General features: G+C 66.9%; 20 protein-coding genes, 1 pseudogene and 1 CRISPR repeat array (1 of these 22 only partly in view). Of the genes and pseudogenes, 13 read left to right on the forward strand and 8 right to left on the reverse strand.

What is annotated here, in order from left to right; genetic code table 11:
- Positions 1-76 precede the first annotated feature (76 nt).
- Positions 77-1,630 (forward strand): ATP-binding protein, encoded by a 1,554-nt coding sequence (locus tag SL003B_RS14240; protein ID WP_013653563.1) that lies wholly within the window; start codon positions 77-79, stop codon positions 1,628-1,630.
- Positions 1,631-1,662: 32 nt separating this feature from the next.
- Here the strand turns inward: SL003B_RS14240 and cobT are convergent, their stop codons facing one another.
- Positions 1,663-2,694 (reverse strand): nicotinate-nucleotide--dimethylbenzimidazole phosphoribosyltransferase, encoded by a 1,032-nt coding sequence (gene cobT / locus SL003B_RS14245; RefSeq protein WP_013653564.1) that lies wholly within the window; start codon positions 2,692-2,694, stop codon positions 1,663-1,665.
- Between the two features lie 92 nt (positions 2,695-2,786).
- Here cobT and cobS point away from each other — a divergent pair, with 92 nt between their 5' ends.
- Genes cobS through SL003B_RS14265 form a run of 4 tightly spaced genes read left to right on the forward strand, consistent with a single transcriptional unit; the run spans position 2,787 to position 5,792 of the window.
- On the forward strand, positions 2,787-3,611 hold the full coding sequence (gene cobS, locus SL003B_RS14250) for an adenosylcobinamide-GDP ribazoletransferase (protein WP_013653565.1): 825 nt from the start codon (positions 2,787-2,789) through the stop codon (positions 3,609-3,611).
- 30 nt (positions 3,612-3,641) lie between these two features.
- Entirely contained in the window at positions 3,642-4,856 is a 1,215-nt protein-coding gene (locus SL003B_RS14255; protein ID WP_242390248.1) for an alpha/beta hydrolase, read from the forward strand.
- Positions 4,857-4,905: 49 nt separating this feature from the next.
- Positions 4,906-5,076 (forward strand): DUF1289 domain-containing protein, encoded by a 171-nt coding sequence (locus tag SL003B_RS14260; protein ID WP_013653567.1) that lies wholly within the window; start codon positions 4,906-4,908, stop codon positions 5,074-5,076.
- A gap of 2 nt (positions 5,077-5,078) precedes the next feature.
- Complete coding sequence (locus tag SL003B_RS14265; protein WP_013653568.1) at positions 5,079-5,792, forward strand: retropepsin-like aspartic protease family protein; 714 nt, start codon at positions 5,079-5,081, stop codon at positions 5,790-5,792.
- 22 nt (positions 5,793-5,814) lie between these two features.
- Here SL003B_RS14265 and SL003B_RS14270 read toward each other — a convergent pair whose 3' ends face one another.
- The 7 genes and pseudogenes from SL003B_RS14270 to istA all read right to left on the reverse strand — a co-directional run bounded on the left by SL003B_RS14270 (position 5,815) and on the right by istA (position 12,518).
- A complete protein-coding gene (locus SL003B_RS14270) occupies positions 5,815-6,645 on the reverse strand; it encodes a sulfite exporter TauE/SafE family protein (protein WP_013653569.1) in 831 nt (276 codons plus the stop codon).
- Between the two features lie 45 nt (positions 6,646-6,690).
- The gene (gene dusA / locus SL003B_RS14275; RefSeq protein ID WP_083812096.1) at positions 6,691-7,707 is read right to left on the reverse strand and encodes a tRNA dihydrouridine(20/20a) synthase DusA; all 1,017 of its coding nucleotides are present in this window, start codon (positions 7,705-7,707) and stop codon (positions 6,691-6,693) included.
- Between the two features lie 169 nt (positions 7,708-7,876).
- The gene (gene phnE / locus SL003B_RS14280) at positions 7,877-8,677 is read right to left on the reverse strand and encodes a phosphonate ABC transporter, permease protein PhnE (RefSeq protein WP_013653571.1); all 801 of its coding nucleotides are present in this window, start codon (positions 8,675-8,677) and stop codon (positions 7,877-7,879) included.
- Positions 8,674-9,495 carry a phosphonate ABC transporter ATP-binding protein gene (locus SL003B_RS14285; RefSeq protein WP_013653572.1) on the reverse strand — a complete coding sequence of 274 codons (822 nt, stop codon included), beginning with the start codon at positions 9,493-9,495 and terminating at the stop codon, positions 8,674-8,676. The genes phnE and SL003B_RS14285 overlap by 4 nt, the downstream gene beginning before the upstream one ends.
- Positions 9,488-10,114 (reverse strand): PhnD/SsuA/transferrin family substrate-binding protein, encoded by a 627-nt coding sequence (locus SL003B_RS14290; RefSeq protein WP_013653573.1) that lies wholly within the window; start codon positions 10,112-10,114, stop codon positions 9,488-9,490. The genes SL003B_RS14285 and SL003B_RS14290 overlap by 8 nt, the downstream gene beginning before the upstream one ends.
- Positions 10,115-10,253: 139 nt before the next feature.
- Positions 10,254-11,025: pseudogene (gene istB / locus SL003B_RS14295) on the reverse strand (IS21-like element helper ATPase IstB).
- On the reverse strand, positions 11,022-12,518 hold the full coding sequence (gene istA, locus SL003B_RS14300; protein WP_013650724.1) for an IS21 family transposase: 1,497 nt from the start codon (positions 12,516-12,518) through the stop codon (positions 11,022-11,024). Before istA ends, istB begins: the two are co-directional and overlap by 4 nt.
- Positions 12,519-12,789: 271 nt before the next feature.
- Between istA and cas3 the strand changes: the two genes are divergently transcribed.
- From cas3 to cas2e, 8 genes are all read left to right on the forward strand, one after another.
- Positions 12,790-15,420 (forward strand): CRISPR-associated helicase Cas3', encoded by a 2,631-nt coding sequence (gene cas3 / locus SL003B_RS14305; protein WP_158306637.1) that lies wholly within the window; start codon positions 12,790-12,792, stop codon positions 15,418-15,420.
- 400 nt (positions 15,421-15,820) lie between these two features.
- The gene (casA, locus tag SL003B_RS14310; protein ID WP_158306638.1) at positions 15,821-17,455 is read left to right on the forward strand and encodes a type I-E CRISPR-associated protein Cse1/CasA; all 1,635 of its coding nucleotides are present in this window, start codon (positions 15,821-15,823) and stop codon (positions 17,453-17,455) included.
- A gap of 5 nt (positions 17,456-17,460) precedes the next feature.
- Positions 17,461-17,994: a type I-E CRISPR-associated protein Cse2/CasB gene (gene casB / locus SL003B_RS14315; protein ID WP_158306639.1), complete on the forward strand. Its 534-nt coding sequence runs from the start codon at positions 17,461-17,463 to the stop codon at positions 17,992-17,994.
- A 51-nt stretch (positions 17,995-18,045) separates the two neighbouring features.
- The gene (gene cas7e, locus SL003B_RS14320) at positions 18,046-19,248 is read left to right on the forward strand and encodes a type I-E CRISPR-associated protein Cas7/Cse4/CasC (RefSeq protein WP_013653578.1); all 1,203 of its coding nucleotides are present in this window, start codon (positions 18,046-18,048) and stop codon (positions 19,246-19,248) included.
- Between the two features lie 3 nt (positions 19,249-19,251).
- Entirely contained in the window at positions 19,252-19,989 is a 738-nt protein-coding gene (gene cas5e / locus SL003B_RS14325) for a type I-E CRISPR-associated protein Cas5/CasD (RefSeq protein ID WP_013653579.1), read from the forward strand.
- Positions 19,986-20,732, forward strand: a complete 747-nt coding sequence (gene cas6e, locus SL003B_RS14330; RefSeq protein ID WP_013653580.1) for a type I-E CRISPR-associated protein Cas6/Cse3/CasE — start codon at positions 19,986-19,988, stop codon at positions 20,730-20,732. Before cas5e ends, cas6e begins: the two co-directional genes overlap by 4 nt.
- Positions 20,733-20,741: 9 nt before the next feature.
- Positions 20,742-21,725, forward strand: coding sequence for a type I-E CRISPR-associated endonuclease Cas1e (gene cas1e, locus SL003B_RS14335; RefSeq protein ID WP_013653581.1), 984 nt, complete (start codon positions 20,742-20,744; stop codon positions 21,723-21,725).
- Positions 21,697-22,041 (forward strand): type I-E CRISPR-associated endoribonuclease Cas2e, encoded by a 345-nt coding sequence (gene cas2e, locus SL003B_RS14340; RefSeq protein ID WP_049792673.1) that lies wholly within the window; start codon positions 21,697-21,699, stop codon positions 22,039-22,041. The genes cas1e and cas2e overlap by 29 nt, the downstream gene beginning before the upstream one ends.
- A gap of 48 nt (positions 22,042-22,089) precedes the next feature.
- Positions 22,090-22,650: a CRISPR direct-repeat array (repeat unit 29 nt; unit sequence GTCTCCCCCGCCTACGCGGGGATGAACCC); it runs 1,308 nt beyond the window's last position.

Genomic DNA, 22,650 nt, shown 5'->3' on the forward strand with positions numbered 1-22,650 from the left:
TAAGGGTTGGTGAGCGAAAACAATCGAACCGGAGCCAATCCGTCAAGCACTTCAGAACCGGTTCATCAGGGGCGGCATGAGCCTGACCGCAAGCATCAGAACGGACGACAAGACGACGATCAATCGCGAACGCGCGCTCCGCCGCCGCGAGGTCGCGCGCACCGTCCGCACCGTGCGCGACCGTCTCGGCACGCGCGACGGCCTGCGTCCCGACTTCGACGACGAACTCCTTGTTCTGTTCGCCAAGGCACGCATCAGCGCCGCCTACCCCGTGCCGATGTTCATCGTCATCGTCGCTGCCATCTCCTTCCTGTGGACAGACGCTGCCCTGGTGGTGCTGTGGGCACTGTTCACGATCAGCATCCACGGCCTGACCGTGGCGACCTGCCGCCGCTTCGAGCGCACGCCCGAGGAGGCCCGCACTGCCGCGCGCTGGCGACGCCAGTTCACCATCGGCGACGCCCTCTATGGCCTGTGCTGGGCCGCCCTGTTCCTGCTGCCGGTGTCGCGCAACGCGACCGAGGGACTCGAGGTGTTCCAGTTCGCCACCATGCTCATCGTCATCGCGATGTGCACGATGCAATCGTCGACATTGCCGCGCGCGCTGCTGGCCAGCACGCTACCGATCACGCTGGCGATCGCGCTCGCCTTCCTGCAGCAGCAGGCGCCGATCCACTATGCCATGGCCGCGATGGCAGTCGGCGCACAGGGCTTCTTCCTGGTGCTCGGCAACCAGTTGCTCAATTCCGCCATCACCATGCTGGCCTACCGGGCCGAGAAGGACCACCTGATCGCCGAACTCGAACAGGCCAACGCCGTCTCGGACGAATCGCGCCGGCGCGCCGAGGAAGCCAACCTCGCCAAGTCGCGCTTCCTGGCAACCATGAGCCACGAACTGCGCACGCCGCTGAACGCCATCCTCGGCTTTTCCGAGATCATGAAGGACGAAGTGCTCGGGCCGATGGCCAACCCGACCTACCGGAGCTACGCCGCCGACATCCACGGCTCCGGCCAGCACCTGCTGAACCTGATCAACGAGATCCTCGACCTGTCCCGCATCGAGGCCGGGCGCTACGAACTCAACGAGGAAGCGGTCACCCTCATCGACATCGTCGAGGATTGCCGCACGATGATGCAGATCCGCGCCAAGGCCAAGGACATCACCATCCGCGAATCCCACGAGGACGGTCTGCCGCGGCTTTGGGCCGACGAGCGCGCCATCCGGCAGGTGATCCTCAACCTGCTGTCCAATGCAGTCAAGTTCACGCCGTCGAGCGGCGAGGTGACCATCCGCATCGGCGCCGCGCCCGGCGGCGGCCAGTTCGTCTCCATCCGTGACAACGGCCCGGGCATACCGGAGGACGAGATCCCGATCGTGCTGCAGGCCTTCGGCCAGGGGGCGATCGCGATCAAGAGCGCGGAAGCCGGTACCGGCCTCGGCCTGTCCATCGTGCAGGCACTGGTCGCCCAGCACGGCGGCACGTTCGAACTCAAGTCTCGGCTGCGCGAGGGAACCGAGGCGATCGTCACGCTGCCGAGCAACCGCGTGCTGCAGGCCATGCCGGCGTTCGACGCGGCCGACCAAAGGTCTGCCCCGCGCAAGGCCGGAACGCGACGCAAGGCGTCCTGACAGCGCCTCGGCAGCGTCAGAACCGCCCTTTCTCAGTCTGCCGACTTCTCCGAGACGCCAGCAGTAGCGAAGGTCGCCATGCCCGCATGCACTTGTGCCGCCGCCTTGACGAGGCCGGCCGCCAGCGCCGCCCCCGTGCCCTCGCCGAGGCGCATGCCGAGATCGAGCAGGGCCGTCTTGCCCATCCGGCCGAGCGCGCGGCGATGCGCCGGCTCGGCCGACACATGACCGAACAGGCAATGGTCAAGGGCGCTCTCGTCCATCCTGTAAAGCACCGCCGCCGCCGCCGTGGCGACGAAGCCGTCGACGATAACCGGCGTGCGCTGCAGGCGCGCGGCGAGGATCGCGCCGGCCATGGCGGCAATCTCGCGCCCGCCGACCTTGCGCAGCACCTCGAGCGGATCTGCGGCCGCCGAACCGAGGCGGGAGATCGCCAGTTCGACCGCCTGGCGCTTGCGCTCTAGGCCCGCACCGTCGACGCCGGTACCGGGTCCGACCCAGTCCGCGGCCGCACCGCCGAACAGGCCGTTCAGCACGGCAGCAGCCACCGTCGTGTTGGCGATGCCCATCTCGCCGAGGCATAGCAGATCGGTGCCGCCGGCAATCGCCTCCATGCCGTAGGCCATGGTCGCCGCGCAATTGGCCTCGTCGAGCGCGTCCTCCTCGGTGATGCAGGGCGTCGGCATGTCGAGGGCGAGATCGAAGATCTTCAGCCCGAGGTCGTTGGCGGCGCAGATCTGGTTGATCGCTGCGCCACCGGCGGCGAAATTCTCGACCATCTGGCGGGTCACCTCGGCCGGGAAGGCCGACACGCCCCTGGCCGCGACGCCGTGGTTCGTCGCGAAGATGGCGACCAGCGGGCGGGTCACCTTCGGCACCGGGTTGCCCGACCAGGCCGCCAGCCATTCCGCGAGCTCCTCGAGGCGCCCGAGCGATCCGGCCGGCTTGGTCAGCTGCCGGTCGCGCGCACGCACGGCCTCGACCGCAGCCTCGTCCGGTCCCGGCATCGCACGCACCAGGTTGCGGATGTCGTCGAAGGGCAGGGCGGAAGGCGACAGGGACATGCGGGAGGCTCCGGCGGGAGATGCGCCGTTGGCGACGCAGGACCGTCGTTCTATAACCGCCGGGGCGCAAAACACAACCGGGATGGCGGGCAATGGCGGACGGGCACAACAGGGAGCACAGCCGCGAGCGACAGCAGCCCGGCCTGATCGCCGACACCGCCGCCTGCATCCGCTTCTTCTCGCGCCTGCCGCTGCCGCGCCTGTCGTCCGCCGACGACCCGGCGGCCATGCCAGATTTTACGGTTTCGGCCCGGGCGATGCCGCTCGCCGGGGCGCTGATCGGCCTGCCCGCCGCCCTCGTCCTGCTGCTGCTGTCGCTGACCGCCCTGCCGGCGCTCGCCGCCGCCGGGCTCGCGGTCGTCATCCTGGTCGCGCTGACCGGCGCCCTGCACGAGGACGGGCTCGCCGACGTCGCCGACGGCTTCTTCGGCGGCACCAGCCGGGAGCGCCGGCTGGAAATCATGAAGGACAGCCGCACCGGCGCCTTCGGCGCCCTCGCCCTCGCGCTCGCCACACTGCTCAAGGTTGCCCTGCTCGCAGCCCTCGCCGAGCGCCTCGGCCCATCCGGCGCGGCGCTCACGCTTGTCTCGGCGGAAGCGGCGAGCCGGGCGCTCGCCCTGTGGCAATGGTCTGCCCTGCCCGCGGCCCGGCCCGACGGACTCGCCGCCCGCTTCGGCCGGCCGGGACGGAAGGCAGCCACCCAGGGCCTGCTGCTCGCTGCCCTCTGCCTCGTGCCGGCGGCGCTGGCGATGCCGGCGCCCCATCTGTCGCTCGCCGTCGTCCTCGCCGCGCTCGCCGCCCATGGCGTCGGCAGGCTCGCCGTCGCCAAGATCGGCGGCGCGACCGGCGACGTACTCGGCGCCGTGCAGCAGATCTCCGGCCTTGCCTTTCTGGCCGGCCTCGCCATGCTGCCCTAGGACTGAACACCGGACCGTCAGGACACGCCCTTGCCCGCGCCCGCCCCTCCCCTGCCCGTCGCCGACACCCGCCGACCTCTCCGCGGCGCGGTGCTGGTGCTGCTTATGGGCTGCGTGGTCCTCGCCGGCTGTGCCGCGCGACCCGACGTCGGTGCGCTCAAGGTGTCCGACCAGCCGGCCGCCGGCGCGACGGAACACACGATCCTGATCGCGACCACGCGGGCGCGCGCCGATGCGCCGGACACCTATTTCAGCGGCGAGCGCGGCAAGCGGCGCGACTTCGCCCGGGCGACGATCTCCGTACCGCCGGCCCACAAGCCGGGCCGGGTCGAATGGCCGTCCGTCCTGCCCGGCGACCCGAGCCGGCATTTCGTCGCCCGCGAAGCCGGCTATCTCGACGACGGCGACTCCTTCCGCCGGGCCGTCAATGCCGCCCTGGCGGACCGGCCGGCGCACGAGCGCGACGTCTTCGTCTTCATCCACGGCTACAACACGCTGTTTGCCGAAGGCCTCTACCGCTTCGCCCAGGTCGTGCACGATTCCGGCTTCACGGGCGTACCGGTGCTCTTCACCTGGGCCTCGCGCGGCAACGTCACCGACTACGTCTACGACCTCAACAGCGCCACGGTCGCCCGCGACGCGCTTGAGCACACGCTGGCCGAACTGATGCGCAGCGACGCGCGGCGGATCCACATCATGGCCCATTCGATGGGCACCTGGCTGCTGATGGAAACCGCGCGCCAGATCCCGTCCGGCGACCTCACCCGCAGTGCCGACCGCATCGGCCAGGTCGTGCTGGCCGCGCCCGACATCGACATCGACGTGTTCAAGGCCCAGATGCGGCGCATCGGCAAGCCGCCAAGGCCCTACATGATCCTGTTGTCGAAGGACGACCGGGCGCTCAGCCTGTCGAGCCGGATCGCCGGCGGCAAGGCGCGTGTCGGCGGCTACGAGAACGACAGGGAACTGGCCGAGCTCGGTGCCGTGGTTGTCGACCTGACCGATCTCGACGGGCCTGATGCCACCAACCACACCAAATTCACCGCGATCGGCGCGATCGCGCCGCAACTCCAGTCGGTGCTCGCAGCCCAGGGCCTCGACCCGGGCGAGGCCCAACCCGCCACCGGCCTCGCCGACGCCGGCCGCGACCTCGGCAGCTTCGTGCGCAGCACGGCGCAGATCGCCGTCACCCTGCCGGTGACGCTGCTGACGATCCCGGTCGCGCTCGCCGGCGCGGCAGAATGATCCGCCGGCGCGGGGTTGAGAAATCAGGCAGCGCGCCTAGATTGAGGCCATGGAAACGCCCTGCATCGACGTCTGCATCATCGATCCTCTGACCGGCCTGTGCCGGGGCTGCCGGCGCACACTCGACGAGATCGCCGACTGGTCGCGGCTGACGCCGGCAGAACGGCACAAGATCATGGCCGAGTTGCCGCAACGCACCCTCCCCGCCGGGGAGCCTTGACGATGGGCACGCCCCGGCAGATCTACGGCATCGCGCTCGCGGTGCTGGTGCTGGTCATGATCGCGGCCGGCCTTGCCTTCCTGTTCGACTTCCCCGGCGAGGCGGAGTCCTTCGACATGGACAGCAGCGGTCCGCGCCTTATCGCCCTGTCCGCGCTCAGCTTCGTGTTCATGGCGAGCCTGCTGTTTGGCACGCCGCGGGTGCGTGAGATCCTGCGCGCCACCGTCTTCTGGGGCGGCCTGATGCTGGTTCTGCTCGTCGGCTACGCCTATCGCGGCGACCTCGTCCAGGGCGGCTACCGCGTGCTCGGCGCCCTCGCCCCCGGCCTGGCGGTCGAGCAGCCGGACGGCAGCGTCATGGTGGTGCGCAACGCCAGCGGCCACTTCCATCTCGACGCCACCGTCAACGGTGCCGGCGTCCGCTTCCTGGTCGACACCGGCGCCTCGGCGGTCGTGCTGACCCAGGCGGACGCGCGCGCGGCCGGGATCGCGCCGGAAAGCCTCAGCTATTCCATCCCGGTGACGACCGCCAACGGCCGCACCCTGGTCGCGCCCGCGCGAATCGACACGATCGCCGTCGGCCCGGTGCGGCTTACCGACGTGCGCGCCTTCGTGGCCCGGCCGGGCAGCCTGGAGACCAGCCTGTTCGGCATGAGCGCACTTGGCCGGCTGTCCGGCTACCGCGTCGAGGGCGACCGGCTGATCCTGACGCCCTGATGCCCCGATGTCCTGGCCGGCTTCAGCCGTAGAGGCTGTAGAGGAAGCGCGCGGCGACGATCAGCAGGAAGGTGCCGAAGGCGTATTCCATCGTCCGCCGCTTCAGCGCATGGGCGATCCTGACCCCGAGCGGCGCAGTCAGGGTGGTGATCGGAATGATCAGCGCGACGCCCAGCAGGTTGACATAGCCTGCCGAGAACGGCGGCAGCGCGGCTGCGCCCCAGCCGGCCCAGATCATGCCGATCACCCCCGGCACGGAGATCAGGACGCCGGTGCCGGACGAGGTCGCCACCGCCTGATGGATCGGCCGGCCGTAGAGCGTCATGAACGTGTTGTTCATCACTCCGCCGCCGATGCCCATCAGCGTGGAGAAGAAGCCGATCAGCGCGCCGCACAGCGGCCGGATCGGAAAGCCGGGGATGTCGTCGCCGAGCCGCCAGGACTCGCGGTTGAAGATCATCCTGAGGCCGACGACCGCGGCGATGACCGCGAAGATGCCCTTCAGCCCGTCGCCGGAGACGGAGGCAGCGACCAGCGAGGCGACGACGACGCCGGCCGGCACCGGGATCGCCCAGGTCTTCAGCAGCTCCATGTCGACGGCGCCGCGCTTCTTGTGGGCGAGGAACGAGCGGATCGAGGTCGGCACGATGATGCCGAGCGAGGTCGCCACGGAGACATGCATGCGCACGCTCTCGTCGACGCCGAGCACAGCGAGGAACTGGTAGAGCACCGGCACCAGCACCGCGCCGCCGCCGATGCCGAACATGCCGGCCAGCAGGCCGGCGACCGCGCCGGAGGCGAGCAACGCCAGGGCGAGGCCGATCATTTCACCATTGACTGCCGTCAGATCCATGTCGATGTCCTTGCGGGGAGAAGGGAACCGCGGGCGGGAACGGGGTCAGGCGGCATGGCCGGCGCGGACCTCGGCGCCGGCCCGCACGGCGTCGAGCGCGCGGTGGACGACCTCGATGCCGGCACCGGGGCGGACCGCCTCGACGGTGAGGATGCGACGGAAGGCGCGCGCGCCCGGCCGGCCGTGGAAGGCGCCGAGCATGTGGCGGGTCATGTGCGACAGCCGCACGCCCTCGGCGAGGCGGTCGGCGACATAGGGCAGGAAGGCCTCGACCGCCTCGACCGGGGTGCGGTCGGGCGCCTCGTCCCCGTAGAGGCGCCGGTCGACCGCGCCGAGCAGCCCGGGATCGTGATAGGCGGCGCGGCCGAGCATGACGCCGTCGAGGTCGGCCAGCAGCGTCTCGGCCTGGTCGAGGTCGGCGATGCCGCCGTTGACGCCGACGAACAGGTCCGGCAGGCGCCGTTTCAGGCGGATCACGCGGCCGTAGTCGAGCGGCGGGACGTCGCGGTTCTCCTTCGGGCTCAGGCCCTGCAGCCAGGCCTTGCGGGCATGCACCCACAGGCCGTCGACGCCGGCGGCGACGACGGCGTCGGCGAGCGTGTCGAGCGCGATTTCCGCATCCTGGTCGTCGACCCCGATGCGGCACTTCACGGTGACGGGGATCGCGACCGCCGCCTTCATCGCCGCAACGCAGTCGCCGACCAGTTGCGGCTCGTGCATCAGGCAGGCGCCGAAGCGGCCCGACTGTACCCGGTCGGACGGGCAGCCGACGTTGAGGTTGACCTCGTCGTAGCCGAAGGCTTCGACGATCCTCGCGGCTTGCGCCAGATCCGCCGGCTCCGCGCCACCGAGCTGGCAGGCGAGCGGATGTTCGACCGCCGAGAAACCCAGCAGTCGCTCGCGGTCGCCGTGCAGCACGGCACCGGTCGTCACCATCTCCGTATAGAGCAGCGCCCGGTGCGTGAACTGTCGATGGAAGGCGCGGCAATGCCGATCCGTCCAGTCCATCATTGGGGCTACGGCGAAACGGTGCGTTCTGTGGTCCGACTTCTGGTCCGACATTGTCCCGTTCGTTTGCAGGGCACGCCGGAGCACACGGTCTCGGCTCCGGTCAGGCGACGAAATCCGCGTTCACCGCCATGACCGATCTAACTACAGGATACGTGCCGGATAGCAAGCGCGGCACGCCCTTTAGCCCGAACGATCGCGTGCCGGGGTGCCGTGGCGACGGTCAAAGGCGCGCCCGGAGACGATCGGTTGCGTATTCCATCACGACCACGACGATGAAGATCGTGATGATGATGGTCGCCGCGTTGCGGTACTGGAACAGGTCGAAGGCGACCTTGAGTTCCTGGCCGATGCCGCCGGCGCCGACCAGCCCGAGCACCACCGACGAACGGACCGCCTTCTCCAGAGAGAACAGTCCGGTGTTGATCATCGACGGCAGTGCCGCCGGCAGCACGGCCGCCAGCAAGATGGAGAAGCGCGACGCGCCGATGGCTTCCAGCGCCTGCTGCGGCTCCTTCTCGGCGTCCTCCATCGCTTCGGCGAAGAAGCGCCCGCAGAACCCGATCGTGTCGACGATGATGGTCATCGTGCCCGCGACGGCGCCCAGGCCGACCGACGAGACGAACAGCAGCGCCCAGACCAGATCCGGCACCGTGCGGAACAGGGAGACGATCATCTTGAAGAGGAAGGCGATGGCCGGCACCGGCGTGATGCCGCGCGCCGCCAGCCAACTGATCGGCACGGACAGCACGATGCCGATGAAGGTACCGGCGATCGCGATCTGGAACGTCTCGATCAGCTTCCAGAACACCCTGACGAGAAAGTCCGGGTCGAGGTTCGGCGGCGACATGCGCAGGATGAGGTTGCCCATGCGCGGCAGCCCGGAGACGAGCCGGTCCGGCGAGGGCCCGACCTGGGTGACGGAGGCAAGGATCAGGGCGCCGACCGCGACGAGGAGGACGAATCGGACGGCCGAGAAGGAGCGGACGCGGGGCATCGGCCGGCCGGCGGCATGATCCGTCATTGAAAGACCTTCTCGATCTCGCGCATCGACAGGTCCCGCGCCGGGGCATCGATGAACACCCTGCCGTCCTTGAGCGCGACGATGCGCTCGGCGTAGGAGACAGCATGCTCCATGTCGTGGGACGTGAAGACCAGCGTCGCCCCTTGCGTCCGGCTGAGGTCGACGAGCTGGCGCATGACCTCGTGGCCTGCGCTCGGGTCGAGGCTTGCTGCCGGTTCGTCCGCGATCATCAGCGGCGGGCGGCGGACAAGGGCGCGGGCGATCGCCACGCGCTGCTGCTGGCCGCCCGACAGCTGGTCGGCGCGCGCAAAGGCCTTGTCCAGCAGTCCGACGGCGTCGAGTGCTGCGGCAGCCTGCCGGCGCATGTCCTGCGACGCGACCGCCTGGTGCCATGCGCGCCAGACCCCCGGCAAACCGAACTGTCCGTGAATGACGTTGGTCAGCACCGACTGCCGGCGGACAAGGCTGTGGGCCTGGAAGACGAAGCCGACGCGGCGCCGGATCGCCCGCTTCTGCCGGCCGCTCGGCCGCGTCGAAAAGGTCTGGTCGAACAGGGTGATCGTGCCGTCGTCGATGTCGTGCAGCCCGATCAGGGACTTCAGGAGGGTCGACTTTCCCGAGCCGTTCGCCCCGATCAGGGCGACCGCCTCGCCGGGCCGGATCGCTACGTCGATCCCCTTCAGAACCATCAGGTCCCGACCGTAGCTCTTGCGCACGCCGCGCAAGGCGAGCAGCGGCTCCGGCATCGCCGCAGCCGAAGCCCGGCCGCCGTCCTCGGTAAACCGGGCTCCGACACTCGTTTCGACCAGATCAGTCACCAACGAACTGCCCGAAGGTGTCGACGCCGATCGTGCGGTACATGGAGCGGACGTAGTCGTAGTCGCTGTCGTCGATCTCCGTGAGGAAGTGACCGCCCTTGAACTTCTGATTGTCGTCGCCCTTGAGGACAGCGGCCATCAGATCGGCCCCCCTGGTCACGAAAACCTTGCGGATCTGGTCGACGATTTCCGGATCGAGGTTCCGCTTGGCGACCAGGATGTCGTTCGGCAGGTCGCGACCGCGGGCGATCACGGTGAAGGCCACATCCGGATAGGTTTCGCGGATCTTCTGCATGTGGGTGAAGTTCATGCCGATGGCGGCGATGTCGCCGCGAATCAGGGCCTCGACGGCCGTGTTGCGGGAGACGATCTGCCCGTCATAGTCGGTCCCGAGCGTCAGGCCGAGATCGGCCAGCGCCTGAGCGGGGCCGAGATGCTGCGAGGTCGAGCCGACCGAGCCGAAGGTCACGATCTTGCCCCTCAGATCCTCGACGGTCTTGATCTTGCCGTCGGCCAGGGTGACGACCTGGGCGAAGTAGTCCGGGCGCTGCCAGCCGACAACGATCTGGGCGTCGGTCAGTTGCTTGATCACCACGTATTCGGCCGGACCGGTCAGCACCAGGTGTCAACGGCGGAGCAAAAGTCGTCCATTGGGCGGCGTAAAAGTAGGCCACCTGACGCCGCACGCGGGGAACGTCGGGAGGGCGTAGCCCGACCAGAGTTTCCCGCGTGCGGCGTTGGCGACTTTTTGAGGGGCTTCAGCCTGCCCTTCGGGCGCGGCTTTGAGCGAGACGATAGCTGTCGCCGTTCATCTCGAGGATGTTGACGTGGTGGGTCAGCCGGTCGAGCAGTGCGCCGGTCAGCCGTTCCGATCCCAGCGTCTCGGTCCATTCGTCGAATGGCAGATTGCTGGTGATCAGGGTGGCACCGCGTTCGTAGCGTTGCGCGATCAGCTCGAACAGCAATTCCGCCCCGGTCTTTGACAATGGCACGAAGCCCAGTTCGTCGATGATCAGGAGCTTGTAGGCTGCCATCTGCTTCTGGAAACGCAGCAGACGTCGCTCGTCGCGCGCCTCCATCATCTCGCTGACCAGGGCAGCGGCGGTCGTGAAGCCGACGGACAAGCCCTTCTGGCAGGCGGCCAGACCGAGACCGAGCGCCACATGGGTCTTGCCCGTGCCGCTGGGGCCAAGCGCGATGACGTTCTCGCGCCGCTCGACCCATTCGCAGCGGGCCAGCTCCAGCACCTGCATCTTGTTGAGCTTCGGGATAGCGGCGAAGTCGAAGCTGTCGAGGCTTTTTGACGACCGGGAACCTCGCCGCCTTGATGCGGCGTTCGACCTTGCGGCGATCCCGTTCGATCATCTCCTGCTCAGCAAGCCGAGTGAGGTATCCGACATGGTCCACGCCCTGTGTGGCGCAGAGCCGGGCCAGCTTCTGATACTCGCGCTGGAAGGTCGGCAGCTTGAGGGTCTTGAGCGTGTGGGAGAGCAGGATCGCAGGGGGATTGTCTGACGCTTGGGTGCTCATGCGGCATCTCCCGCATGCGTCGACAGAAGCCGCATATAGGCCTTTGCCGATGTCTTCTCGACGGTGGCTCTTGGCAGGTACGGGTAGATGGACAGGTCCAGTCTCGGCGGCCGCCGCTCCACCTGGCACAGGAGAAGATGCTTGACGGCATCGAAGCCGATGGCCCCGATCTGGAGGGCCTGCTTCACCGCCACATGCAGATCGGCAAGCTCGAAGCTTTCCAGCAGCCGCAGCACCTGCACATACTCGCGCCGGCCATGCTTTGCCATGCGCGCTTCCATCAGGCGGCGCAGCGTGGCGAACGCCTCGGGCAGATCCCAGCCCTGAAGAGGAGCGGCCTGATCCAGCGCGTTGATCTTCTGTTCGATCAGCGGCAGGTAATGCAGCGGGTCGAACACAACGTCTTCCCGTTCCCAGCTTCGAGGATGACGAGCGATGATCTCGCCACGGCAGCCGATCACCACCTCGTCGACATAGCCCCGGATCCATACATCCTGATGGCCGAAGGCGACCGGGACGGAGTAGTCGTTGGTCCTGTAGCGCACCAGCGCCTGGGAAGAGACCCGACCGCTGGCCTGATCGCAGGCCTCAAAAGGCGAAGCTGGCAGCGGCCGCATCGCCGCAAGATCGCGCTGCAGCCGTTCTGCGATCGTCTCGCTCTCGCCGCGCAGCCTGTCGCGCTGGCGCTTGCGGCATTGCTCTTCCAGCCAGGCGTTGAACTCATCCCACGTCGCAAAGCGCGGGATCGGCACCATGAAGTTGCGACGGGCATAGCCGACGAGGCCTTCGACGCTTCCCTTGTCATTACCCTTGCCGGGGCGGCCATAGCGATCCCGGATCAGGTAGTGGGACAGGAAGCCGCTGAACAGCACTGTCCGCTTGCGCGTGCCATCGGCCAGGATCTTCGACACCAGGCAGCGGTCGTTGTCATAGACGATCGATTGTGGCACCGCCCCGAAGAAGGCGAACGCATGGACGTGGCCATCAATCCAGGCCTCTGACACCGCCGCCGGATAGGCCCGCACATAGCAGGCGTCGCTGTGCGGCAGGTCGAGCACAAAGAAGTGCGCCTTCTGCTCCACGCCGCCGATGACAACCACAGCCTCGCCAAAGTCAGCCTGCGCGTGGCCCGGCGGATGCGATAACGGCACGAACACTTCCTGCCGGCGCTGCTCCCGCTCGCGCATGTAGTCCTTGATGATCGTATAGCCGCCGGTGAACCCGCACTCAGCCCGCAACCGGTCGAACACACGCTTGGCCGTGTGGCGCTGCTTGCGCGGTACCTTCAGGTCTTCGTCCAGCCAATGATCAATGGTCGAAACAAAGGCGTCCAGCTTCGGCCGACGCACCGGGGCCTGACGGCGATAGCCCGGAGGCGTCGAATACGACAGCATCTTGGAAACGCTGTCGCGTGAGATATTGAAATGCTTCGCTGCCTGACGTCGGCTCATCCCCTCCGAGACCGCCAGACGCACCTTCAGATATAAGTCCACGGTGTAGATCCCCTGACCCTCCTGCACATGTTGCAGAAGGAAAATAGGTGGACGACTTTTACGCCGCCCGCGGCAGGACTATCCCGCCGCTACCGTGGCCGAATTTTGCACCGCCGCTCTCACCAGGCTTCTATGTTCGAGTTTTGAACGCAGAGCCCGAGATTCCTGCAAGAAAAGCATTCCAAACTCACTGAATGTGCTTTCTTGAGTCGCTTTACATTATTCTGATCAGAAGAGCCCTGCCGCCGAATTGAAGACCATGGGGGAATGCTTGTCGGACAACCCTATATTTTCCCAATCAGGCCTCCCCCTGGGCAAGTGGGACGAGGAGGGCAATCGTCAGCCTCTTGTTGAACACAGCCGGGATGTCGCGGCTGTGTTCTCTGCACTGGCTAGACTGCCGGGTATCCGAAAACGACTCACCAGGCTGGCAGCCACCGCGGAGTTTCTCGACATCTGGATCGAGCGATTGGCATGGTTCGTCTTCCTCCATGACCTTGGCAAGGCCAATTGGGGCTTTCAGGCGAGGATCGAGTCCACGGCGTGCGCTGTCGGCCACATCGCCCCGATCGCGGGCGCCTATGACGCCATCGTCGACCAACTGGATCCCGTTCGCATGGCCTCCTGGGGCGACGAGACCATGCTGGGAGACTGGTTTCATGCCGTTCTATCGCATCACGGTAAGCCTTGGCCTCAGAATCCGGGTCCCAACAAAACCGCATGCTATAAGAAATACTGGCAGGTACGCGGGGATTACGACCCGATCGCCGAGGTTCAGCGACTGCGGGAAGCAGCGGACCAGTTCCATGGAACTGCGTTTCGGCAATGCAGTCCCGAGCTTCCCTTCACTTCCCCCCTGATCCACGCTCTGGCAGGGCTCGTCATGCTGGCCGATTGGATCGCCTCCTCGGACTGGCGGGCGAGCCCCGATGCGGCTCACCTCAGTACGTGGGCCCAGCGGATCTGTTGTGGCATCGGATTCGACCCGGAGCCTTGGCGTCGGACCATCGTCCCAGACGATTTTCAGGCGGCCTTCGGCTTTACGCCACGCACCTCCCAACTGGACTTCGTCAATGCCCCGGGAAGCCTCGCGATCCTGGAGGCCGAAACCGGATCCGGCAAGACCGAAGCCGCGCTCTGGCGATTTGTGGAGCGGTTCCGCGCGGGCGCGGTCGATGGGCTGTACTTCGCGCTTCCCAGCCGCACAGCAGCCGTGCAAGTGCACGGGCGTGTCGAGCGAATGATCCAGGCGCTCTGGCCGAACGACTCCCCTCCATGCATTCTTGCCGTGCCCGGATATCTCGACGACGCTTCGGGCGGCGGTCTGCCCGTTGCCGCCGACATGCTGGACTGCCCGGAAGAGGATACGCGCGCCCCGACGCCCTGGGCCTCCGAGCATCCCAAGCGCTACTTCACCGGCATGATCGGCGTCGGAACGCTAGACCAGGCCCTGTTGTCCGTTCTGCGGGTCAAGCATGCGCACATGCGCAGTGCCGCCCTGATGCGCCACATGCTCGTGATCGACGAAGTTCACGCGAGTGACGCCTACATGAGCCGCCTGACGGAAATCCTGCTGCGGGATCATCTTGCCGCTGGCGGCGAGGCCGCATTGCTGTCCGCGACACTCGGAGGTCATGCGCGTGCTCGCTATGCCGCGGTGGGCCGACTGTTCAACCTGAACGACCTCCACCTCGACGACTTGAGCAGAAGCGTTACGGTCCCCTACCCCGCGCTGACCGTTCAGACCAGCACCGGCAGCGAAACGATGGCCCTCGACCCGAGCGGCCGCAGCAAGCGCGTTTCGATGGCGGTCGAATGCCTGATCGATGATGCCCATCGCATCGCCGGCATTGCGTTCGCCGCTGCGCGAGAGGGCGCCAAGGTCCTCGTGGTGCGCAACACCGTTCAGGGCGCAGTCGATGTCCAGATGGCACTCGAGAATCTGGCGGGGCAAGGCGCTCCCGAGTTGTTCCGTGTCTCGGGCGATCCCGCTCGCCATCCCCCGGTGGCGACACTGCACCATGGCCGCTTCGCACGCGAGGATCGCCGATTGCTGGACGCGGCGGTGGAAAGGGCTGTCGGCAAGGCGAGGCCGCCGGGAGGACTCGTGCTTGTCGGCACACAAACGCTGGAGCAGAGCCTCGACATCGACGCCGATTACCTGATCACCGACCTCTGCCCGATGGACGTCCTGCTTCAAAGGCTGGGACGGCTGCACCGGCATGAGACCGAAACGGACGGCAGCCTCCGGCTCCGTCCGGACGCATTCCGGGACGCCCGTGCCCTGGTCCTCGCCCCGGCGGAGGCATTGGCCGGACTGTTGACCACCGTGCCGAGGACACGGCGAAATCGACATGGTCTCGGCCCGCGCAAGGATGCTGATGGCGTCCCGCGCGGCGTCTATCCGGACCTGCTTGCGCTGGAAGCGACGCGGCGACTGTGCCTCGACCAACCGGTCTGGACCATCCCGGAGATGAACCGGATCCTGGTCGAGCGCGCGCTTCATCCCGAGGCGCATGACGAGATCCTCATGACGATGCCCGCAGAGCAGCGCGAAGCATGGGAGCGGCACTGGCGAGACATCGACGGCGTCCGCTTCGGCGATACCATGACCGCCCGGGGTGCCGCGCTGGATCGAAGAAAGCCGTTCATGGACTTGGCCAACGCCCTCCTGCCGCAAGAACATCTCGCCACGCGCCTCGGCGACGAGGGCTACATCCTCAAGCTCCCCGAGGCCACCCTTGGCCCGTTCGGCACGCCGATCAGCCGCATTGTCATCCCAGCCTGGTGGCTCGCTGGGATTCCAGATCCATCCAAAATCTCCATAAGTATTTGTTTTGAAAATAATAACTCAAATCTCCCAAACGCCATCCCTTACAGCCGCTTGGGCCTGCAGCGATGAGTGAAAAAATCTTGAACTATAATTGGTACATTAACGTAGAAAGCGAACAGCGGCATCCTTCTCTCAGAAGGAGCAGGACAATGCTGAGTCCATTTCGCAATCCCGACTGCACTACCCGGCGCAACCGTCGACTTGCCTTGCGTCTAATGCGGGCGCGTACTGCGAGATCCTATCGTCGTTTCACCTGTCAAAAAGAAGATGTCTGGTCAAAACCAGATAGCTGCAGGCAGCCTCTCAATTCTGTTGCAGTCGAACGACCCGAGAGCGTGCCCTGGCTTTGGTCTGGCCCCATATAAACGTGCTCCACAATTTGGAGATGTACCATATAATTGGTATTGTTGCCGGCAAGAATCGGCACAGCCCCGCCAACGCGGGGATTATTGGAGGTGAGGACATGAACTTGCTCACCGACGCCGTCCTCACCGGGCGGCAAGCGGCCGATCTGACCAAGGTCCGCCTCACCCTTCCCGAGCTTCTGGCAGGGCTGGTCCGGCAGGACATTGCGGACTATCCGCGCCTCAGACCGCATCAGCGGCATGTCTGGCACGCCCTGCTGGTGCAACTGGCGGGCCTTGCCCTGGCAAAGGCCGGCGATACCGCGCTGCCGGACGACGCGGCGCGGTGGCGTATCGTGCTGCGTGACCTGACCCCGGACCACGCAGACGATGCCCCGTGGCGCCTCGTCACGCCGCCGGAACAGTCCGCCTTCCTGCAGGCGCCGGTGCCCGGCGGCGACCTTTCGGCCTTCAGGCCGGTCGAAACGCCGGGCGGCCTGGACATGCTCATCATGTCCAAAAACCACGACCTCAAGGCATCGGCGATGCCGGCTGACGACCCGGAACTGTGGCTCTACGCCCTGGTCAGCCTGCAGACGCAGGAGGGGTTCCTTGGGGCCGGCAACTTTGGCATCAGCCGGATGAATGGCGGCTTCGCGAGCCGTCCTGCCTTGAGCGTCGGACCCGGCGACAGCGTCAGTGCGCGCTTCCGCCGCGACCTGCGGCTTGCGCTCGACCTACACGATCGTTGGTCCGAGGAATACGGCTATCGAAGCCAAGGCGGGCTTGGTCTTGTCTGGCTGGAGCCATGGGACGGCATGCGTTCGCTCGACATCGCTCGCCTCGATCTCTTCTACATCGAGATCTGCCGCCGTATCCGCTTGGTCAGGACGGACACCGGGCTGCGCGCGCTTGCAGCCGGAAGCAAGGTGCCGCGCATTGAGTCCAAGGCGCTGAACGGCGTCACCGGCGATCTCTGGACCAGCGTTGTCGACGAAAAGGGCAAGCGCAAGGCCTTCACGCTCGATGCACGCGGCTGGAGCTATCAGCAGATGGTGCGGCTGCTTTTCCCCGCCGTCCGGCGCGCCAGCGAGGAGATCACGCCTGCGCCCATGCAATCCGAGGCGCCGTTCGACGAAACCACCGGACTCTCCGTGCTGGCCCGTGCGGTCGTTCGCGGCCAGGGCAAGACGGAGGGCTATCACGAACGGCGCATCCCCGTTTCCCGGACGCTTCGCCTCGGCTTCGGCAAGACGGCGGCATCCGAACCGGCCGCACAGGCGGCGCATGAGCGGGTCCGCGACGCGGGCACCTTCCAGTCGAAGGTCGTCTTTCCAGCCGTCCTTGCCGTGTTCACCGCCGCCCCTCGCACAGGCGCAGGCGAACGGGCACGCGACGACGACACCGCCAAGTCGCGGGCAGGCGCTGTCGCCGCACGGCTCGATGCGCTGATCGACCCGCTGTTCTTCGAGGATCTTGAGACAGAGCTTGCGGTTCTTGGAGATCGGCCCGCCATGGAGCGTGCCCGTCTTCGCTGGCTCAGGGACCGTCTGCTTCCGTTCGCACGCACCGTTCTCGACGAGGCGTTCGCTGCGGCACCCGACGCCGCAGCCCGTCACTGGCGCGTGCGCGTGAGAGCGCGGGATCTGCTGGCCATGTGTTTCCGGAAACAATTCGGCGCTCGTTTCGAAGCGGCGGGGATGCCACTGACGGCGCCGGAGACGGATCAGGACGGGGAACACCCGGGGAGGACGGTATGACGGAATTGCCCCAGACCGCAGCGCAGAAGGCCGGCGGCAAGGCCGAAGAGGCTCCGAGGAGGAACCGCTTCCAGATTCTGGCGCAGGTCATCGGTGCTCCCGATTTCGACATCGGGGATCGTGCCGCCTTGCGGCGCACCAACCCTGACCTGCTGCCGGGACTGCCCGTCTTTCACCGGCTTCTGGCGCGGATCAACCCATCCGTGAACGAGCAGGACGCCGCGGTCTGGGGCGCGATCCTGCACGTCGTCGCCCTCACGGCTCCCAACGGACATTCCCTGCCGGCGGGAGAAGCCCTCTGCAAGGCCGGCCTCAGCGAAAGCCGGTTCGCCAGGCTTATGGCGGCCCGAAACGATGCGCTGCTGGATCAGGTAACGATCGTCGCAAGGCGTCTTTCGGCAAGCCAGATGCCGATCGACTGGAGCCACATCGCGAAGCTCCTGCTGGCCGATCACCACGGCGACCGGGAGGATGCGCAACGCCAGCGCTTCCGGATCGCGAAGGACTTTTACCACGAACTCGAAAAGGTGGACCCGTAAGGCCGGTGCCTGACCGCCGATCCCGTTTTCAGCATTGCCCGGAGACCGTTCATGACCCAGCCGCGCTTCATCCAGTTCCATTCCCTCGTCTCCTACCCCGCCGTCCTGCTCAACCGGGACGATGCCGGCCTTGCCAAGCGCATCTCCTATGGCGGCAGCGTCCGCACCCGCATTTCCTCGCAGTGCCTGAAACGGCACTGGCGAACGGCAGAGGACGAGTGGAGCCTGGCCAACACCGGACTCGATCTGTCGGTCCGCTCGCGCGAGATCTTCGAATACGAGATCGGTCCCCGGGTGCTTGAGGCCCTTCCGGATGCCGATCCCCAGGCCGTCAAGGCGGCGGGGGCGGTTCTGTCGCGTGCGGTCTACGGCCAGAAGGCCGACGACGTGCGCAAGCGCCAGGCGTTGCTCCTCGGCTGGCCCGAACTCAGGTTCCTGACCGGCGAGGTCGTCGCGTTGCTGCGCGATCATCCGACGGCCAATGCCGTTACGGCGGCAGCCGAGGCGCGTTTCCTCGGCAAGGATGCCAGGGCGAATTTTGCAGCTCTGCGCGAGACCGCAGGCAACCTGGCCGCCGGCCTGGAGGCGGCGCTGTTCGGCCGTATGGTGACGTCTGACTTCTCCGCCAACACCGATGCCGCCATTCATGTCGCCCATGCCTTCACCGTTCACGAGCAGGAATCCGAGACCGACTATTTCACCGTCGTCGACGACCTCAAGCGACAAGCCGCGAACGAAGACGCCGGCTCGGGCGGCATCTTCGACACCGAACTGACCTCGGGCCTCTTCTACGAATACGTCGTCGTCGACGTCCCCCTGCTCGTCTCCAACATCACCGGCGCACCGGTTGCCGACTGGTCACGATCCGACCTCGACCGCAGCCTTCCGGCCAAGGTGGTGGAGCACCTGATCCATCTGATCGCGACCATCTCCCCCGGCGCCAAGAAAGGTTCCACCGCTCCCTATGCCCATGCCTCGACCCTGCTCGTCGAGGCGGGAACCAGCCAGCCGCGCTCGCTGGCCAAGGCCTTCGAGGCTCCCGTCCGCGCGGGGCGCGGAGAAAGCCTAGGAAGCCGCGCCGAAAAGGCTCTCTTCGAATGCCTCGATCGGTTCGACGCGATCTATTGCAAGCGCGAGGTGCGCCGCTTTGCCTCCTATGACGGCCGGCCGGGAAGCGCCTTGGCGGACGGGCCGCATACCCTCCAGGACCTCGGCCTCTGGCTGAGAAGCAGTATCCAAGCAGCGGAGGCATGAGCAATGCCGCATTTTCTCCTGCTGCGCCTGGAAGCTCCCCTCGTCGCCTTCGGCGACATCATGGTCGACGCCAAAGGCCCCGTTTCGGATCTGCCGTCCGCCTCCATGCTGACCGGCTTGCTCGGCAACGCCCTGGGCTACCGGCGCGAGGAACGCACCAGGCTGCAACGGCTGCAAGACCGGATCGTGCATGCCGCGCGGCTGGACCGCAGCGGCCGCCGGTTCACGGAGTTCCAGACAGCGCGCCTTGGCAAAGACGACCAGGGCTGGACGACGCGCGGGCGCCCGGAAGGCCGAGCCGGCGGCGACGGCAGCTATGAGGGACCGCATCTGCGATACCGCGAACACGATTGCGACGTCTCCGCCCTTGTTGCGCTTTGCCTGCGCCCCCACGACGAGGCACCCGACCTGGAGGACCTTGCGGTCGCGCTACAACAGCCTGCCCGCCCTCTCTTCATCGGCCGCAAGCCCTGCCTACCGTCTTCGCAGATCTTTGCCGGCATCACCGAGGCCCCGGATCATCTGGCAGCACTCACCTCGGTCGGCCTGGCTTCGGCAAGAACGCGGGCTCCACGACGCATTCTTGTCGACCTGCCGCGGTGCGCGACGCCACCCGACGGGTTTCGTACGGTTCATTGCAGCGATAGCCGCGACTGGATCGCCGGAGTTCACACCGGCGACAGCCTGCGCTGGCACGGTCTCGTTCCCCTTGAGCGCTTCGCATCGGAAACGCCCCAATGACGCTGAAACTCATGTCTTTCCGGCCGGACATGCACCGCCTGCTAGCCTTGGCGGCACGCGAGAGACTGCTGCCGGCCGGTGGTGACCTGGGCTATGCGCTGCATGCGGTATTCGCCGCGAGTTTCGCTGATCGCGCGCCGAAGCCGTTCCGTTTCCTGGCGCCGGGCGACCCAGGAGGCGGCCCCGCCGGACGGCTGTTCGCCTATTCGGCCTGCTCGCTCGACGACCTGCGCGCTCAGGCCACTGCCTTCGCCGATCCGGCTTTCGCCAATGTTCTGCGGCTCGAAGAGGCGGAAGCCAAGGCGATGCCGACGGATTTCCCGACCGGGACGAGGCTGGGGTTCTCACTGCGCCTGCGCCCGGTGCAACGCACCGGGGCAAGCCCCGATGGACTTGAGAAGGCGCGCGAACGCGATGTCTATGACGGCCCCGGGGAAGGAGAAGCCCGAGGAGCCGCCGCACGCGCCCATGCCTATGCCGCGTGGCTGGAGCGGCAGTTCAACCGCAGCAACGCGGCCACGCTGGAAGACTGGCACATCGAGGCCCTGAAGCAGACCCGCCTGCGGGCCCGCGACAGGGGAGCGGGAACGTCGACACCCCGGGACGTCAGCGGTCCCGATGCGACCTATTCCGGTGTCCTGCGCGTCACGGATCCGGAAGCGTTCGCCGCCCTTCTGGCGCGCGGCATCGGCCGGTTCCGCGCCTTCGGCTTCGGTATGCTGCTGCTGAAACCTCCAGGATAGGAGCCTACCATGCTGCTCGGCCGACTCGGACTGGAAACCGCGCGCCTTCCCCATGCGGACCGGCACGGGCTGATCCTGCTCGATCGCGGTGCTCTGACCGTGGAGGACGGCTGCCTGCGGTTTGCCTCGGCAGGCGGTGGTGCCGTCGCGCGCGGCCAGTACACCATCCCACACCAGTCGATTTCCCTCGTGCTGCTCGGGCCGGGTTCGACGGTCAGCCACGACGCCCTGCGCCTGCTCGCCCGTCATGGTGCGGGCCTGGCCGCAGTCGGCGATGACGGCGTGCGGCTTTACACGGCGCCGCCGCTCATGCCGGACTTCTCCAATCTGGCGCGCCGCCAGGTGACGCTGTGGGCGGACGAGAACCGGGGGCGCCTGGACGTGGCACGCCGCATGTACGCCTTGCGCCTTGGCGAGGTTCTTCCCCACCGCGACATCACCGTGCTGCGCGGCATCGAAGGGGCAAGGGTCAAGACGCTCTACGCCAACCTGGCGCAGCGCTACGGCATTCCCTGGAACGGTCGTCGCTACGACCGGTCGAACCCCTCTGCCGCGGACCTGCCGAACCAGGCACTCAATCACGCCGCCAGCGCGGTGGAGGCCGCCGCCGCCATCGCCGTGACGGCGACGGCGACCTTGCCCCAGATCGGCTTCATCCACGAGGATTCGGGACAGAGCTTTGTCCTCGACGTCGCCGACCTGTACCGGGACACGGTGACCGTTCCATGCGCGTTCCGCGCTGCAGCCGCGGCACGCAAGACCCCGCAGGACAGCATCGAACGCCTCACCCGTCGGATCACGGGCGAAGCCTTGCGCAAACAGGCCGTGATCGCCGCCATGATCGACAGGATCAAGGCCCTTTTCGAAACCCCGACGCAACCGGAGCCAGAACGTCCGCGGGCACGCAAGAAGGCCGCGGCGGATATCACGAAGCTAGCGCAGGATACCGCGCAGGGAGATGGGCATGCCGATGACGCTGGTGGTGACGCGTGACGTGCCGCCCCGCTACCGGGGCTTTCTGGCCTCCGTCATGCCTGAAGTGGCGCCGGGCGTCTATGTCATGCCGAAGCTGAGCAAGGGCGTACGCGAGCGGATCTGGACGGTGCTCTCCGACTGGTGGGACGCCATGCCCGGAGGCTCGATCCTCATGTCCTGGAAAGACGAGTCGGCTCCGGGCGGCCTGGGACTTCAGGCCCTCGGCCTGCCCCCCGTGGAACTGGCAGATCTGGATGGCCTGCTGGTTGTGCGCCGCGCGGCGACGGACAGCGACGGACCATCGCAGGAGGTCGCCTCTTCCCACCGATCATGAATCGTGTTCTTTGAAAAAGTGAGCGAACGCTGTACCTTGCAGCACAGGGTCTCCCCCGCCTACGCGGGGATGAACCCACCTTGAAGGTCGAAAGGCCCTGGACGAACGAGTCTCCCCCGCCTACGCGGGGATGAACCCGCTACCCGCATACATGCCGCAACTCTTCAAGCGTCTCCCCCGCCTACGCGGGGATGAACCCGATCACTGGTTCCCGCTTTCCAGTTTAACAGAGTCTCCCCCGCCTACGCGGGGATGAACCCTGGACTCAATCCCGGATCCACGCTCCGCCGTGGTCTCCCCCGCCTACGCGGGGATGAACCCTTAAGGGACGTCGGCGCGGTCTCATCACAGTCGTCTCCCCCGCCTACGCGGGGATGAACCCACGGACGTGTCGCGGAGGCCAGGGCAAAAGCTGTCTCCCCCGCCTACGCGGGGATGAACCCTTCCGCCCCGCCTGCCTCGACCCTCGCGGCATGTCTCCCCCGCCTACGCGGGGATGAACCCGGGATCATGGCCGTTGCCCTTGATGGTAATACGTCTCCCCCGCCTACGCGGGGATGAACCCTCGATCACCAAGGGGTCGCTGGTCGCGTGCGCGTCTCCCCCGCC

The sequence above is a fragment of the Polymorphum gilvum SL003B-26A1 genome (genome assembly GCF_000192745.1).
Classification (GTDB): Bacteria; Pseudomonadota; Alphaproteobacteria; order Rhizobiales; family Stappiaceae; genus Polymorphum; species Polymorphum gilvum.